Origin of the sequence: Acinetobacter sp. AOR12_HL (assembly GCF_027855275.1) — a bacterium.
GTDB lineage: Bacteria > Pseudomonadota > Gammaproteobacteria > Pseudomonadales > Moraxellaceae > Acinetobacter > Acinetobacter baumannii.
On record NZ_JAKTIJ010000028.1, the window covers coordinates 95887 to 111486 of the forward strand.

The following is a 15600-nucleotide window of genomic DNA, read 5'->3' on the forward strand; positions in this document are numbered from 1 at the left end:
AATTAGTCCTCTAAAGAAAGGTGGGCTGTGGCAAGCATTGGTTTTAGTCTAGCGAGAAGCCAGATACTAAAGATTGCACTAAGTACAGCTGTAATAATAAATAGTATTTTAATATCAATTTTTAAAACACTTAAGATTAAGATTGAAAAAATTGCAGAAGAAACCATAAAAACGGCATTTAGGATGTTATTCGCTGCAACAACACGTGCACGATGTGAACGTGGTGAATAAGCTTGCATCATGGCATATAGGGGAACAATATAAAAACCACCGCTAATTCCCAATAAAGTCACAGCAATCATGACATGGTAGTAAACCCAGCCTTGGGTAAAAACATCTTTTAACGTAAGTAATGCCCCGGTTCTTTCTGGTACAAAAGCTAAACTGGCAGCAAGGTAGAGCGCAAAAACAGTAAGACCAATTGCACCAATCGGCACCATTTTAATATTAATTTCCGAACCACCAATTTTGCGGCAAAGAAGAGAACCCACACCAATACCGACTGAAAAGAAAGTCAGTAACAGGCTAACGACATTTTCTGATGCATGAAGGTTTTGCTGGGTAAGCTGCGGAATTTGAGTTAAATAAGTTGCGCCATAAAACCAGTACCAAGAGTTGCCTAGCAAAATTGTGAATACTAACGGTAAGCTTTTGGCATATTTGATGGTTTGGAAACTGGTACGAATGAAATTCCAGTCAATCTTTAAGTCAGGTGCAGCAACTTTTTGCGGCAAAATGAAGCGACTAAATAAATAGCCTATGCAAGCAATAGCCACTACGGTGATACTAATCCACAATAAATTCCCATCTGATGAGGCAATTACGGCACCACCCAAGATCATTCCGAATAAGATGGCCATGGATGTACCAGACTGAAACAGGGCATTGCCAGACATGAGTTCATGTGGTTTTAAGATTTCTGGCAAAATGGCATATTTAATAGGACCAAAGAAAGTTGAATGTGTGCCCATCAAAAATAGGGCTAAAAGAAGCAACCATAAATGCCCCAATAAAAAACCGGCAGAACCGATGAGCATAATAATGATTTCTAAAATTTTTATGCCACGGACAAGTTGTGAACGTTCATACTTATCAGCAATTTGTCCGGCAGTTGCTGAAAAAAAGAAATATGGCAAAATAAACAACAATGCTGCTAAATTATTGAGTGTGCTTACTGGGGCAGATTGTTGCTGAATCCAACCATAAGTAATGACTAACAATAAAGCTTGCTTATAAACATTGTCATTTAATGCGCCAAAAAACTGGGTAAAAAACATCGGTACAAACCGACGTGATGTCATCAGGGATTCATCTTGTTTCATCATGTGCAAGCTTCATTGAGTTTTATAAAAAAATGTGACGGAGTGTTAATTTGCATCTAAAACCATGTATGATATTTTTAACGCTTGATTAAATGAAAAATCAATGGTTTTGAGTGAGTTTTGTCCTCATATTGGTGCGTTTATTAAAAAATAAGTTTAGAGTTTTTCATGCCTTCTAAAATTAAGTTTAAACAGTCAACTCTTTCTCACTCTATGCATTTAATCTTAAAAATGCAGAGTATACCTAAACTTATTTGTAGCAGCTTATTATTAAGTTTATGTGTTACTCCTTGTTATGCTCAAAGTTCGGCTGAGACCGTTACACCAGAAGCAAACCAGACGGTAACAGATTCATTGGTACAACAAACTAATACAAATAACCCAAGTGATGTTCCAATTACCGATGTCGCTACTCTTGTAACTCAAGCACAGCAACAACAAGATAGCTTGGCTATATTGCAACAACAAGAACAATTTCCGAATCAGATTGAAGAATTTAAGCCAATTACGCTTGATAATCTTGAAGACTTACCTGTTATGCCTGTTGATCAGAATATGGCAAATGAAATTTATCAGGTAGCCGAAGAGGCAAAAAACGAGGCTCAAAACTTCCAGAATGGTACGCAAAAACAACCGGAAATGGTGGTGAATGACGCATCACAAGCAGAATTACATGAAATTAATCAGGCCCCTGTAAATATTGACCAGCTCATGCATGAGATTCAATCTGATAGTAAGATTGTGGTTGAAGCCAATGAAACAGGAAAAACTTTACCTGAGCTTACTGCTGCCGTTGAAGAACCACCCGAAGAAAAAGGTTTCTTTAGACGTATATTCAATAAAATCCGTCCACCTCGGGTAATTCCAATGGAGCAGATACCCCGTATTACTGCTGAGGTTACGGGTGCGCCAGATGATTTAGCTAAAAATATCAAAGGTAAATTATCTACATTTACCCAAGAATCATTTGAAGATTTTAATGCAGCGCTACCGCAACTTAGGAGCTTAAGTAATCAGGCTGCTCAAGCTGTAGGCTATTACAATGCTGAGTTTCGTTTTGAAAAGTTAAGTGCCAGTCGCGTACGCGTTAATGTAACGCCAAATGAACCAGTACGGATTAATGAACAAAACATTGAATTTACTGGTGCTGGTGCAAAACAGCCACAATTTCAGGTCATTCGTTTAGTTCCTGACCAAGATGTAGGTGATATTTTTAATCATGGCCTTTACGAAACCACAAAAAGCCGAATTGTCGATGCTGCATCGGATAATGGTTATTTTGATGCGTATTGGCGTTTACATGACGTAAAAGTGAGCCAACCTGAAAATAAAGCGGATATTAATCTCAAGTATGAGACTGGTGAGCGTTATAAGCTTGGTAAGGTTGAGTTTCGCATGAGCGATCCATCAAAACCATTACCTTTAAATATGAATATTCTTGAAAGCATGGCACCATGGAAAGAGGGTGATGACTATGCTTTTTGGCGTGTAAATGTTTTAGCAAATAACCTGACTAACTCACGTTATTTTAACTATACCTTGGTCGATTCAATTAAACCAGACCCAATTGAAAAACCACTTGAGTTACCACCCGATTTACAAGCGTTGGTCGATCAGCAGAATGTTGATATTGACGAATCGAAGCTGCTTCCTTTAGAGCAACAACAACTTGCCAAAGCACGCCAGTTGGCGTCCTCAAGTAAAGAAGTGACACAAAATGTGGTAGATGAAAAACAATTTGCCGGAACTGAAAGTGTACAAGCCGCACCCGCATCTTTAAAAGCTGCAACTGTACAGCATGAAGAACAAGAGTCTGAACAAGACCGTTTACAGGCTCAAGCTCGGGAAGAAAAACGTATACCAGTGATTGTGACGTTAAATGCCGATAAACTAAATAGTCTGGAAACAGGTATTGGTTACGGTACCGACACTGGCGCCCGTTTACGTAGTCAATATAGACGTTCGTTTGTAAATAAATACGGTCATTCATTTGATGCAAACTTGGAGCTTTCCCAAATTCGTCAATCTATAGATGGGCGCTATAGTATTCCTTATAAACATCCGTTAAATGATTACTTTAATATTGTGGGTGGTTACGAGCGTGAGACGAGGGATGATATTGGTCCGGATGTAAGCTTACTTACAGAATCGGCAGTTTTAGGGGGTGAGCGAGTTATTAAAAAACCACTCGGAAACTGGCAACATACTATTGGGGTACGTTATCGTCTCGACCGCCTAACTCAAAAGGGGAATGTGGATATCTCTGAGCTACCAGATGCATTTAAAACTGCTGCATCAGAGCAAGAAGCATTATTATTTAGTTATGAGACCTCTAAAACTTCAAGTAATACACGCTTAAACCCGACCAAAGCTTTTAAACAAACTTATAAATTAGAATTAGGTAGTGAAAGTTTACTTTCAGATGCCAATATGGCGATTGCAACTGCGGGTTGGAGATTTATTTATTCTTTAGGTGAAAATGATGACCATCAGTTTGTTGGGCGGTCCGATTTTAGTTATATTTTTACCGATGAGTTTGATAAAGTTCCATACAATTTAAGATTCTTTACTGGTGGTGACCAGACAATTCGTGGTTTTGATTATAAAAGTCTTTCTCCAGAAGATAATGGATATAAGATTGGTGGACAGGCTCTAGCAGTAGGCTCTTTAGAATATAACTATCAATTCAAAGAGGGTTGGCGAGCAGCTGTTTTTTCTGATTTTGGTAATGCTTACGATAAGAGTTTTAGTAATCCGACGGCCTATAGTGTGGGTGTTGGTATTCGTTGGAAGTCCCCAATTGGACCAATTCGTTTAGACGTGGCTTCTGGTATTTCTGATGATAACCATCCGATTCGTTTGCATTTCTTTATTGGTCCACAACTTTAAAAATAAAATTTTATTAGGTTTATTTTATGGCGGAAGTAGAACAGCAGCCCACTTCGGCACCTAGCTCTCCTAAGAAGCGACGTATTTTGCGTAGCTTCTTGCTGACAATCTTGATCATACTTTTATTACTTGTTGCTTCCATCATTATTATGATGTCGACTGACCGTGGAAGTCGTTTTTTATTAGATCGTGTTTTACAAGCTCAGCAAGTCATTAAATACGAGTATGAGGGGGGTAATTTACTCAGGGGAATTATTCTTAAAAATATTATTGTTCAGTTAAAAGAAGTTGACGTTACTTTAGATAGAGCTGATGTCCGTTTAGGGTGGCGTTCTTTAATATTAGAAAAAGAAGTGCATTTGAGCAATGCAGATGTCCGTAACTTAGTTATTATTAACAAAGCTCCGCCATCGGATAAGCCATTTGAGTTTAAACCCATTAAATTACCATTTGTGCTTCGTGTAGATGTTGGAGATGTTGATCATTTAGAAATTAAAAATTCAGGTTCTGTCGTAAATTTCCATGATGTTCATTTAAATGATGCTTTGTGGTCAGAGACAAAACTGAAATTTGAAAATTCAAGTATGGATATGGGGTATCTTTCTGTTCATAACGCAACAGGAAATATGGACTTTAGCGGCAAATACCCACTGAATGCGACTGCAGATTTAAGAATTCCTTCTTTAAAAAGTTTAAACATCCAAAATATTAAGGTGGCAGCGCGGGGTAGTTTAGATACCTTGCAAGCCGGTGTAGCAACGACAACACCAGATTTATTAACAGGTTGGGTTGTTTTACATCCTGTTCGTCATGAAGTGCCTATGCAAGGTGCATTGTTACTCAAAAATTATCACTTGCCTTTACTGGTTGAGCAAAAATTATTTGCTAAAAACGGTGTAATTAAATTTCAGGGTGATATTAAGCAACTCAACTTAGCACTTGAGACAGATTTAAAAGGGGAGAATTTACCTGAAGGCCAGTACAACGCCTTAATGAATACTGATCTGGTTCATCAGTTGAATATTACTGATTTTAACGGGCAGGTCATGAAGGGTGCAGTTAATCTTAAAGGATTAGTGAACTGGAAAGATCATGTCACTTGGGACATCAAAGGTCGCCTAGATCATGTTAATCCTAAAGACAAAGCTATTCCACAGGTCGTTCAGGATTTCTTGCCGCCAAGTCTAGATGCAGCCGTTTCTTCAACTGGTTCTTTGGAAAAAGGTACGGAAGTATTTGCCAATGTAGACTTTGACCGCTATGAATCTTGGAAACTTAAACTAAACCAAGCACCTGAAAAGAATAAGAAGCCACAACCTATGTTTATGAATGTGGCTTGGGCAAATATAGATCGTGCTATGCCATATATAGGTTGGTTAAGTAGTGATAGTGGTCAAGTTGATTTGACTTTGCGAGATGGTCAGCAAGATATTAAAGTTTCGACAAAAGTATATCAGCATGAACAGACCTTATTACCGGCTGGACAATATTTAGCAACTTTGAATGTTAAAGATAATATTCTTAATGTTCCTAGTTTTAGTTTTGCGGCTCAAAAGGGTAGCCTCACAGGTCAGGCCAAAGTCTTATTACCAAGTGAAAAACGTCAGCTGGCATGGAATGCATTATTAAATGCAAAAGACTTTAATCCACAAAGTATACATACAGCGGCGCCAGTTAACTTGCTCAACGGATCAATTAAAGCCAGCGGTTTTGCAAAGCCAAATCAACAAATTATTCAGCTTGAAAAAATTGATTTAAAAGGTCGCTTGGCTCAAGCAGGTCAAGAAATGGTTGCGCTAGCTGGAAAAAGTACAGCAGCTTTATTATTTAATGATGTTAAAGCTGGTGGCGGTTTTAAAGGCTTTGCGGTCAATTATGACGGATCTTTAAAAGCGCTTAATCAAGCTAATGGACTATTAAAGTTTTCTATTGCAGGTACCCCAGAATTTATCCGAATTAGTCAGTTACAACATGATGGTGTTGCTGGGAAAATCTATGCGACTGGGGCATTAAATTTAAAAGACCGTATTGCTTGGGATATTAATAGCTCGTTAGTACGCTTTAAACCTCAATATTTTGCCTCTAGTGTAAAAGGCGAAATTTCAGGAAATGTAAAAACACAAGGCATCTGGTCTGACAAGTTAAAGCGTATTGATATTCAACAATTGAACCTTGCGGGTTATTTGAATAATAAGCCAGTCAGAGGTAAAGGTAACTTATCCATACTTATGGATTCGAACCAAAAAGGTTTTTTACCTCAGCAATTTGAGGCAAATAATCTATTTTTAGTTTATGCACAAAACCAGTTGCAGGCGACTGGTAATGCACAGAATTTAAAAATTAAGCTGAATGCACCTGCGCTTTATGAGTTGTATCCGGGTTTAAGTGGACGTGCATATGGAGACTTGAGTGTCCAATCTCAACCGCGTTTGAAAGCTACGGCTAATATTGCGGTTGATAATTTTGCATTTAATACATTAGTCAGTATTAAAAAACTTCGTATCCAGGGTGAATTGCCTACTTCCGAAACAACACCAACTCAGTTAACAGCAAAATTAGACAATTTACGTAGTGGTAGCCGTCAAATTCAGTCTGCTGAGGTGAATTTAACAGGAACAAGAAAAGCACATTTATTAAAAGTGCAAGGAAATAATAATGTTTCTAAATTCTATGTTCAGTTAGCAGGTGGATTTAATGCGAAGAATGATTGGTTAGGGCAAATTCAAAAAGGAAGTTTTGATTCACGCCGAATTCGTCTAGCACAAAATCAAAATGCACCAGTTGTTTTCTCATCGGCACGTTCTGAATTATATGTTGGGCAACATTGCTGGCAAAGTACAAATAGTCAGTTGTGTCTTGACCAGCCTGTGCGTGTGAGTAAAGCACAAGGTAATATTTCATTTGTTACTCAGAATCTAGATTTAGGTGATTTTGCTGCGTTCATGCCGGAAGGTTTGGCTATGACTGGCCAACTTAATGGTTATGCTAAAGCCTCTTGGGTAAATGGCGGGCATCCTAAGCTTGATGCACGCTTAGTGACCAGAAAAGGTGAACTGGGCTTAGCAGCGGAAGACCCGCAAGATCCACCGACTACTTTGGCTTATGATGAACTGAGTGTAATTGCGAAAAGTATTTCAGAAGGCTTATTGTTCCGTGTCGATGTAAAAACACCTGATATTGGTACAGGATATGCGAATGTTATTATTAATCCATACCAATCATCTATGCCGATGCATGGAGAGGTAGCTTTTAACGATGTACAGTTAAAAGTGTTAAAACCATTCATTCAAGATGTACGTTCAATGAGTGGTACCTTAGCCTTAGCTGGCAAAGTGAATGGTACTTTGACCCAGCCACAGTTTACGGGCGAAATGCGTTTGAAAAACGGGGCGATCAGTATGATTTCCCTGCCGGTTAATTTAACCAATGTACAGGTGTATTCATCTATTCGTCAGGACATGGCAACAATTGATGGTGCATTCAATAGTGGACAAGGTGTAGGGTTACTTAAAGGTAGTTTTGACTGGAAAAATGCACCGCGTCTACAGTTAAACTTAAAAGGTGATAACTTACTTGTACGTCAAGCTCCATTAATTACGGCCATTGCAAATCCGAATTTGACACTTGATATGTATCCTTTTGATAAGCGTTTAAGCTTGAAAGGATCAGTAGATGTTCCTCGTGCACGTATTTCAATGCCTGAAACAACTGCACCGGTGGTTAACACATCTTCAGATGTTCGTATTGTTCGCCAAGGTCAGGACCCACTTGCAATTTTACGTGCGGCAAAACCGTGGGATATCCGTGCAGATATCTCGGTAAATATTGGCAATCAAGTCATCTTCCAAGGCTTTAACAGTAATATTCCTTTAGTGGGACGTTTGAATTTAACTCAACGCGGTTATGAAACGGCAATGCGAGCAATGGGTGCTATTGGTGTAAGTCAAAAAGTGAAAATTGAGGCCTATGGTCAAAGCCTAGATTTAAACCGTGCAATTGCCCGTTTTAATGGTCCATTAGCAAACCCGACGTTAGATATTGATGCGAATAAAAATGTTCAGGGTAGTATGGTTGGGGTTCGTGTCACTGGTACTGCTTCATCACCAAACATTCAAGTTTATAATGATGCAGGCCTTTCTGAGCAAGAGGCATTAAATGCACTCGTGACAGGGCGTATTAATGAAGGTGCAAGTGGTTTAAGTAATGCAGAAGGCTTTAAATCTGATGTGAACAATACAATTGCTGCTGCCGGTATTAGTATGGGCTTGGGTGGTACTCGTGCTTTAACGAATCAAATTGGACGTACTTTTGGTTTGAGTGGTCTTGCATTAGATGCTCAAGGTACAGGGGATGATACTCAAGTAAGTTTAACTGGGTACATTACACCTGATTTATTTATTCGTTATGGTGTGGGAGTGTTTACTCCAGTCAATAAACTGACGTTGCGTTATCAAATGAACCGCCGTTTGTATTTGGAAGCAAGTCAATCTTTAGAACGAGCAATAGATTTATTCTATAACTGGCGATTCTAAACGCTTTAAGAACACTAAAAACCGAGATGAAAACATCTCGGTTTTTTATTGAAGTTGGGCAAAAATAAAGACATATAAGTAGAATTTTTGCAAAGTCTGCCAGATTCAGTATGATGTGGGCAGCATAGTCTGTGTAGAGTAATGATGAAAAAAGTTTTATTTGTTTTAATGGGCATGTTAATAGTCGGCTGTACAGAAAAAAAGCCTTTAACACCTGAAGAGCAATGGCATGGCTATTGTACAAGTGTGGGGAATGCAGCAAGAAGTATTCTGTTTGATCGTCAGCAAGCAATTGAAAAGTCTCAAGCCATTGAGCATGCTAATAAAATTGAAGACGAAATTACGAAAAAATTCATCTTTAATATTATTGAAAAAGTTTACGCCATTCCACAAGACGAATTAAAAACGAATCCAGAAGCCTTGCAAGAAAAGATTAGAAAACAAATGACAGATGAGTGTTTGGTTACCCCACATGACAAAATGCCAAACTACAAAAAATTCTAAGTGTATAAGACATCGTCAAACACTCCACTAAGGTGGAGTGTTCTTTTAACTTAAAATACCGCATGATAAATCCATTATTAAGATCATTATTTATACACGGGTATTTAGTTACAAAATAATGGGCATCACGGAGAAACACCCCGCGCTCATTAACTTTTGGCTTGAACTCTAGTAAAATTTTGTAGTCCATATTACTTGTGAAGCTTTGTGAAAGCTGGAATTTACAAGTAATTTTTTAAAAAAAGAGGAATGAACACCGTGCTAGAAGCTTACCGCCAACACGTTGCTGAACGTGCCGCACTCGGAGTCCCACCGAAGCCACTTGATGATGCTCAAACTGCTCAACTTGTTGAGTTATTAAAAAACCCACCGGCAGGTGAAGAAGCATTCTTGGTTGATTTGCTTGAAAACCGTGTTCCTGCAGGTGTTGACCAAGCAGCTTACGTAAAAGCAGCTTTCTTGGCAGCGATTGCAAAAGGCGAAGCGACATCTCCGCTAGTTTCTAAAGAACGTGCAGTTTATTTACTAGGTACGATGCTTGGTGGCTATAACGTAGCGCCTTTAGTTGAGCTTCTGGATGATGCTGAATTAGGTAGCTTGGCTGCTGAAGCTTTGAAAAAAACATTACTTGTATTTGATGCGTTCCATGACGTAGCTGATAAAGCTAAAGCTGGCAATGCAAATGCAAAAGCTGTTTTACAATCTTGGGCTGATGCTGAATGGTTCACTAGTCGTAAAGATGTACCAGAAGAAATCAAAATCACTGTGTTCAAAGTAACAGGTGAAACAAACACTGATGACTTGTCTCCAGCTCAAGACGCATGGAGCCGTCCAGACATTCCATTGCATGCAAATGCAATGTTGAAAAATGAGCGTGATGGTATCAACCCTGAAAAACCAGGTGAAGTTGGTCCATTAAGCCAAATTAAAGAACTCATTGCTAAAGGCAATCAAGTTGCTTATGTTGGTGACGTTGTTGGTACAGGTTCATCTCGTAAATCTGCAACAAACTCTGTTCTTTGGTTCTTTGGTGATGAAATCGCTCACATTCCAAACAAAAAAGACGGTGGTGTGTGCTTAGGCGGTAAAATCGCTCCGATCTTCTTTAACACAATGGAAGATGCAGGTGCATTACCAGTAGAGATCGATGTTTCTAACATGAACATGGGTGACGAAGTTACTCTTAAAATCGATCATGCTGCTGCAAAAGTCACTGCGTTCAAAAATGGCGAACAAATCGCTGAGTCTGAACTTAAAACTCCAGTACTTTTAGATGAAGTACGTGCTGGTGGTCGTATTAACTTGATCATTGGTCGTGGCTTAACTGCTAAAGCACGTGAAGCTTTAGGTTTAGCTCCATCTACATTATTCCGTACTCCAGTACAACCGGCTGACACTGGTAAAGGTTTCACTTTAGCTCAGAAGATGGTTGGTCGTGCATGTGGTCTACCAGAAGGTCAAGGTATCCGTCCAGGTACTTACTGTGAACCTAAGATGACTACAGTTGGTTCTCAAGATACAACTGGTCCTATGACTCGTGATGAGTTAAAAGACCTAGCTTGCTTGGGCTTCTCTGCTGACTTAGTAATGCAGTCTTTCTGTCACACTGCTGCTTATCCAAAGCCAGTTGACGTACAAATGCAACATACACTTCCAGACTTCATCATGAACCGTGGTGGTGTATCTTTACGTCCAGGTGACGGTATTATCCACTCTTGGTTAAACCGTATGCTTCTTCCAGATACAGTAGGTACTGGTGGTGACTCGCATACTCGTTTCCCAATTGGTATTTCATTCCCAGCAGGTTCTGGCCTTGTAGCTTTCGCTGCTGCAACTGGTGTAATGCCACTTGATATGCCTGAATCAGTTCTTGTTAAGTTCAAAGGTAAAATGCAGCCTGGTATCACTTTACGTGACCTTGTACATGCGATTCCTTACTATGCAATCAAAGAAGGCGATCTTACTGTTGAGAAAAAAGGTAAGAAAAACATCTTCTCTGGTCGTATCTTAGAAATCGACTTAACAGAAATGGAAACTGACTTAACAGTTGAGCAAGCATTCGAACTTTCTGATGCTTCTGCTGAACGTTCAGCTGCTGGTTGTGCAATCACACTTTCTGAAGAGAAAGTTGCTGAGTACTTACGTTCTAACATCACAATGCTTAAGTGGATGATTTCACAAGGTTATGGTGATGCACGTACGATGGCTCGCCGTGTTGAAAACATGGAAAAATGGTTAGCAAACCCAAGCTTACTTAAAGCTGATGCTGATGCTGAATACACTAAAGTGTATGAAATTGACTTGTCAGAAATCAAAGAACCTATCCTTTGCTGCCCGAACGATCCAGATGATGCGAAACTTCTTTCTGACGTTCAAGGCGACAAAATTGATGAAGTATTCATCGGTTCTTGTATGACTAACATTGGTCACTTCCGTGCTGCTGGTCAGTTACTTGAGAAAGTACCAAGCGGTTCATTAACAACTCGTTTATGGTTGGCTCCACCAACACGTATGGACGAACATCAGTTAATGGAAGAAGGCTTCTATAACACTTATGGCCGTGCTGGTGCGCGTACAGAAATGCCTGGTTGTTCATTATGTATGGGTAACCAAGCACGTGTTGCGCCGAACACAACTGTTGTTTCGACTTCTACACGTAACTTCCCTAACCGTTTAGGCCAAGGTTCTAACGTTTACTTAGCGTCTGCTGAGCTTGCATCTGTTGCTGCTGTACTTGGTAAATTACCAACTCCGGAAGAATACCAACAATATGCAGCTCAAATTGACAGTATGTCTGCTGACATCTACAAATATTTGAATTTCGACCAAATGGGCGAATATACAAATGCTGCTGATAAAGTAGATACTAAGAAAATTGCTGCTGCTCAGTTGACTTAATAGGTCGATTTAGTACAAAAAAGGAGCTGATTATTCAGCTCCTTTTTATTTTAATGAGAATTGGTACATATTTTAATTCTTAAAATAATAAATTAATCATGTTTTATTCTAATAAAATGTAAAAATAAATATAACGCTAGATATTAAAGAAGATTTTGTTTTAAAATATTTGTATGAACTTAAAAATAATTAAAAAGAACATGGGTATTTTATATATGGAATTTAAAAATGCTAAAGACAATTGTTGAATTTAAATTTGATGATTATCAGCTATATGATCAAAATTTATCAGCAGAAGACGGGAATACTTTAGTACAGAAAACTGAAGATATTGCACAATATATTTATAGTATATTAAAAAATAGATATCACTTAAATATTGAGTTAAATGCTGAGCGTTGGGGCTGGGAAATAGAAGTGCCATTACCTGAGATTACGATGTATATCGGTATTAGCGTTTATGAAGAATACAGTAATGGTTTTGCAATATTCATTTCACCAAATACACCAATTTTAAGAAGATTTCTTTTTAGAAAGTTAGATATTACTCACCATATTATGTTGCTACAAAATTATATTAATGTCATTTTGAAGTCCCATGCCGGTATATATGATGTGCAATGGTGGGAGGAAAATGAGTTTAGATATGTTGCAGCGCATTAAAATATAATTAGTAAATATGAAATATTATTTATGATTGTTTAGCTAATACAATTAATAAAATATTTTATTGGCCGCAATAGTGGTGAATTTACGTATGTGAGCTTAATATATGTTCAATATAACGTGGTTCAGATCCGTATGCGAATTTTAGCATGGAAGACAGTACGTCGGTTCTTCTATAACAACCTTCATAATCATGATTACGAAACGACAGTAAGTCGATGTATTAACTACTTTTTAGTTTTCTTAATTATTGGGAATGTAGTTGCTGTATTACTAGAAACAGTAAATGATCTGTATTACAGCTACCGTATATGGTTTGACTACTTTGAAAATGTCTCAATTGCAATTTTCAGTATTGAATATCTCTTACGGCTCTGGAGTATAGTCGAGCGTGATCCGACACAAGCTGCATGGAAGCAGCGTTTAGCATGGATGAAAAGTGGTGAAGCACTGATTGACCTCATGGCAATTTTGCCTGCGTATCTAAATTTCTTTGTACGAATAGATCTTCGTATGTTAAGAATTTTACGGTTACTCCGATTATTAAAATTAACTCGTTATTTCATCTCATTGCAAATATTGCTATGTGTGATTAAGCGAGAAAAAGGTTCTTTTCAGGCAGTGATTTTTATTTTAATCATTATGATTATTATGACTGCCTCTGGTATTTATGTCGTTGAGAATAAAGCACAACCGGAAGCTTTTAGCTCTATTCCTAAAGCAATGTGGTGGGCGGTTGTGACTTTAACTACAGTCGGATACGGCGATGTCACACCAGTAACTAGTTTAGGAAAGTTATTGGGAGCCTTAATTACAATTCTAGGGGTAGGGATTGCTGCTTTACCGGCTGGTATTTTAGCTTCTGGTTTGGCCAATGAACTTAACCAGCGTAATCAGCGCCTTGAACAAGAGTTCCGTGAGTTACTTCAAGTGCGTGGTATTGATATCATGCATGATGAAGTTGAAATAGAACGTATTCGACAAAAAGTAGGGCTACCAAAAGAACAAGCGCATAATCTGATTATTCAAATTATGCGCGAAAAAGTATTAGAAGAGAAAGAAGCTGTTAGAGAGAAGAAATGTTATTGCCCGCACTGTGGTGAAAAGTTAACAGATTAGAGACTCAACGAAAGCCTGATCATACTCAGGCTTTTTGAGTTGCTTTTTCTACAGCAAATGCAATGAGTAAGATAATAAGGCCACCAAGGCTCAGTACAAAACCTACCCAGATTGGTGCAATCCAACCCATCTGATGGCTCAGTACCCAACCACCTAAAAAAGCGCCTAATGCATTAGCAAGATTAAAGGCGGAGTGGTTAAGTGAAGCTGCTAGCGTTTGTGCATCACCTGCAACATCCATGAGGCGTGTCTGTAAAGCCCCACCTAAACCCATAACGGTTAGGCCAATTAAGAATAAAGAGCCAATTGCGCTATAGATATTACTCATTAGAAAGCTTGCGACTACAAATGCGATCGCTGAGCTGATGAGTACGCCTACAATAGTTTTATTGAGGTTTTTATCTGCAAGCCAACCCGCAGCTAAACCACCAATCACCATCCCGATGCCCCACAGCGCTAATGCAATAGGAACAATCTGGATATTAACTTTAGTGTATTCAGTGAGAATTGGTGAGACATAGCTATATACCGAGAACATACCCCCAAAGCCAATTGCGCCGACTGCAAGGGTTAACCACATATTTATATTTTTAAGCCCAGCTAATTCTGTTTTTATGCTGGCAGTAGCTTGAACTGGAATATTCGGTACAAAGCAAGCTACAGCAATTAAAGTAAAGAATGCGATCGTTGCTGAAAATTCAAAACCTGCTCTCCAGCCAAAATGTTGACCTAACCATGTTGCTAAGGGTACGCCAATAACGGTAGCAACGGTCAGTCCCATCATCATTTGCGCAACTGCTGAAGCTCTTCGTGAAGGGCCTGCGAGTTCAGCCGCGACTAAAGCGCCGACACCAAAATATGCGCCATGAGGTAAACCTGCAATAAAACGGGAGACTAAAACGGTTTCTGGGGTATGTGCTAAAGCTGTGCATGCATTGGCAATACCATAAAACAGCATGAGGCAAAGCAATAGGGTCTTTCTAGGTACTTTGGCACCCAAAATGGCAATAATAGGGGCACCAATAACAACACCTAATGCATAAGCACTAATAAAATGCCCAGCTTCAGGTACTGTAATCTTTAAATTGTGTGCAATTTCCTGAATAAGACCCATTGCGACAAATTCTGTAGTGCCAATACAGAAACCGCCTACTGCAAGAGAAAAAATTGCCAAGAAGAGTGAGTAATGTCGAGGGGAAGAAGAAGGGGATTGGGGTGACGCCATAATAAATTAATAAAAGGAAACTCAAAAAAGAAAGTATAAGGGAAAAGAGACCAAAATAATAAAAAACTAGAATCTCGAGAGGAAGTTTGCACATTTAAAACCGGAATATTTTATCTATACATTCCAGCAAGGTTATTCAAAGTGGGTGAAAGTAGGTCGTGCATTTGGGCATGGGGTTGCAGATGTTGCCTCAATAGGTTTATGGGAAGTATTTGGAACTCCAGCTGAAGCATACTTTAATGGTAAAGAAACAACTTATGAAGTGACTTATGGTGAAGATGATTTAGTAAAAAGTTATAAGCTCATTGACTTTAATCAAGCTTTTCCAAAAGTAAAAGAACAATGAGAAAATGAAAGAGGCCACTTGGCCTTTTTCTTTTTATATAAAAATCTTTAACTTAAATTTTTTAATGATAATAAGAATTATTTTTATTTGTGTATAATA

The 15600-nt window shown here is 38.6% G+C and carries 8 protein-coding genes and 1 pseudogene; 7 read left to right on the forward strand and 2 right to left on the reverse strand.

From position 1 onward, the window contains the following. Positions 1–2: 2 nt before the first annotated feature. Positions 3–1325, reverse strand: a complete 1323-nt coding sequence (locus MKL36_RS14730; protein ID WP_021510418.1) for an MFS transporter — start codon at positions 1323–1325, stop codon at positions 3–5. 165 nt (positions 1326–1490) lie between these two features. Here MKL36_RS14730 and MKL36_RS14735 point away from each other — a divergent pair, with 165 nt between their 5' ends. The 6 genes from MKL36_RS14735 to MKL36_RS14760 all read left to right on the forward strand — a co-directional run bounded on the left by MKL36_RS14735 (position 1491) and on the right by MKL36_RS14760 (position 13930). Continuing rightward, on the forward strand, positions 1491–4211 hold the full coding sequence (locus MKL36_RS14735) for an autotransporter assembly complex protein TamA (RefSeq protein WP_021510419.1): 2721 nt from the start codon (positions 1491–1493) through the stop codon (positions 4209–4211). Positions 4212–4237: 26 nt separating this feature from the next. Then, positions 4238–8743, forward strand: a complete 4506-nt coding sequence (locus MKL36_RS14740; RefSeq protein ID WP_000852513.1) for a translocation/assembly module TamB domain-containing protein — start codon at positions 4238–4240, stop codon at positions 8741–8743. 141 nt (positions 8744–8884) lie between these two features. After that, complete coding sequence (locus MKL36_RS14745; protein WP_000976734.1) at positions 8885–9247, forward strand: hypothetical protein; 363 nt, start codon at positions 8885–8887, stop codon at positions 9245–9247. A gap of 258 nt (positions 9248–9505) precedes the next feature. Then, positions 9506–12145 (forward strand): bifunctional aconitate hydratase 2/2-methylisocitrate dehydratase, encoded by a 2640-nt coding sequence (locus MKL36_RS14750; RefSeq protein ID WP_000888596.1) that lies wholly within the window; start codon positions 9506–9508, stop codon positions 12143–12145. 228 nt (positions 12146–12373) lie between these two features. Further along, positions 12374–12808 carry a hypothetical protein gene (locus tag MKL36_RS14755; protein WP_000920881.1) on the forward strand — a complete coding sequence of 145 codons (435 nt, stop codon included), beginning with the start codon at positions 12374–12376 and terminating at the stop codon, positions 12806–12808. Positions 12809–12946: 138 nt separating this feature from the next. Then, the gene (locus MKL36_RS14760; RefSeq protein WP_001221035.1) at positions 12947–13930 is read left to right on the forward strand and encodes an ion transporter; all 984 of its coding nucleotides are present in this window, start codon (positions 12947–12949) and stop codon (positions 13928–13930) included. Between the two features lie 25 nt (positions 13931–13955). Here MKL36_RS14760 and MKL36_RS14765 read toward each other — a convergent pair whose 3' ends face one another. Further along, a complete protein-coding gene (locus MKL36_RS14765; RefSeq protein WP_002014361.1) occupies positions 13956–15155 on the reverse strand; it encodes an MFS transporter in 1200 nt (399 codons plus the stop codon). A gap of 112 nt (positions 15156–15267) precedes the next feature. Between MKL36_RS14765 and MKL36_RS14770 the strand changes: the two are divergent. Beyond that, positions 15268–15501 (forward strand): annotated as a pseudogene (locus MKL36_RS14770) (hypothetical protein); the annotation flags it as partial. Between the last annotated feature and the right edge of the window lie 99 nt (positions 15502–15600).

What these genes read in the sequence shown, in the direction of transcription:
- MKL36_RS14730 (WP_021510418.1), bottom strand. Translation starts at nt 1,325, where the DNA reads ATGATGAAACAAGATGAATCCCTGATGACATCACGTCGGTTTGTACCG.
- MKL36_RS14735 (WP_021510419.1), top strand. Translation starts at nt 1,491, where the DNA reads ATGCCTTCTAAAATTAAGTTTAAACAGTCAACTCTTTCTCACTCTATG.
- MKL36_RS14740 (WP_000852513.1), top strand. Translation starts at nt 4,238, where the DNA reads ATGGCGGAAGTAGAACAGCAGCCCACTTCGGCACCTAGCTCTCCTAAG.
- MKL36_RS14745 (WP_000976734.1), top strand. Translation starts at nt 8,885, where the DNA reads ATGATGAAAAAAGTTTTATTTGTTTTAATGGGCATGTTAATAGTCGGC.
- MKL36_RS14755 (WP_000920881.1), top strand. Translation starts at nt 12,374, where the DNA reads ATGCTAAAGACAATTGTTGAATTTAAATTTGATGATTATCAGCTATAT.
- MKL36_RS14760 (WP_001221035.1), top strand. Translation starts at nt 12,947, where the DNA reads ATGCGAATTTTAGCATGGAAGACAGTACGTCGGTTCTTCTATAACAAC.
- MKL36_RS14765 (WP_002014361.1), bottom strand. Translation starts at nt 15,155, where the DNA reads ATGGCGTCACCCCAATCCCCTTCTTCTTCCCCTCGACATTACTCACTC.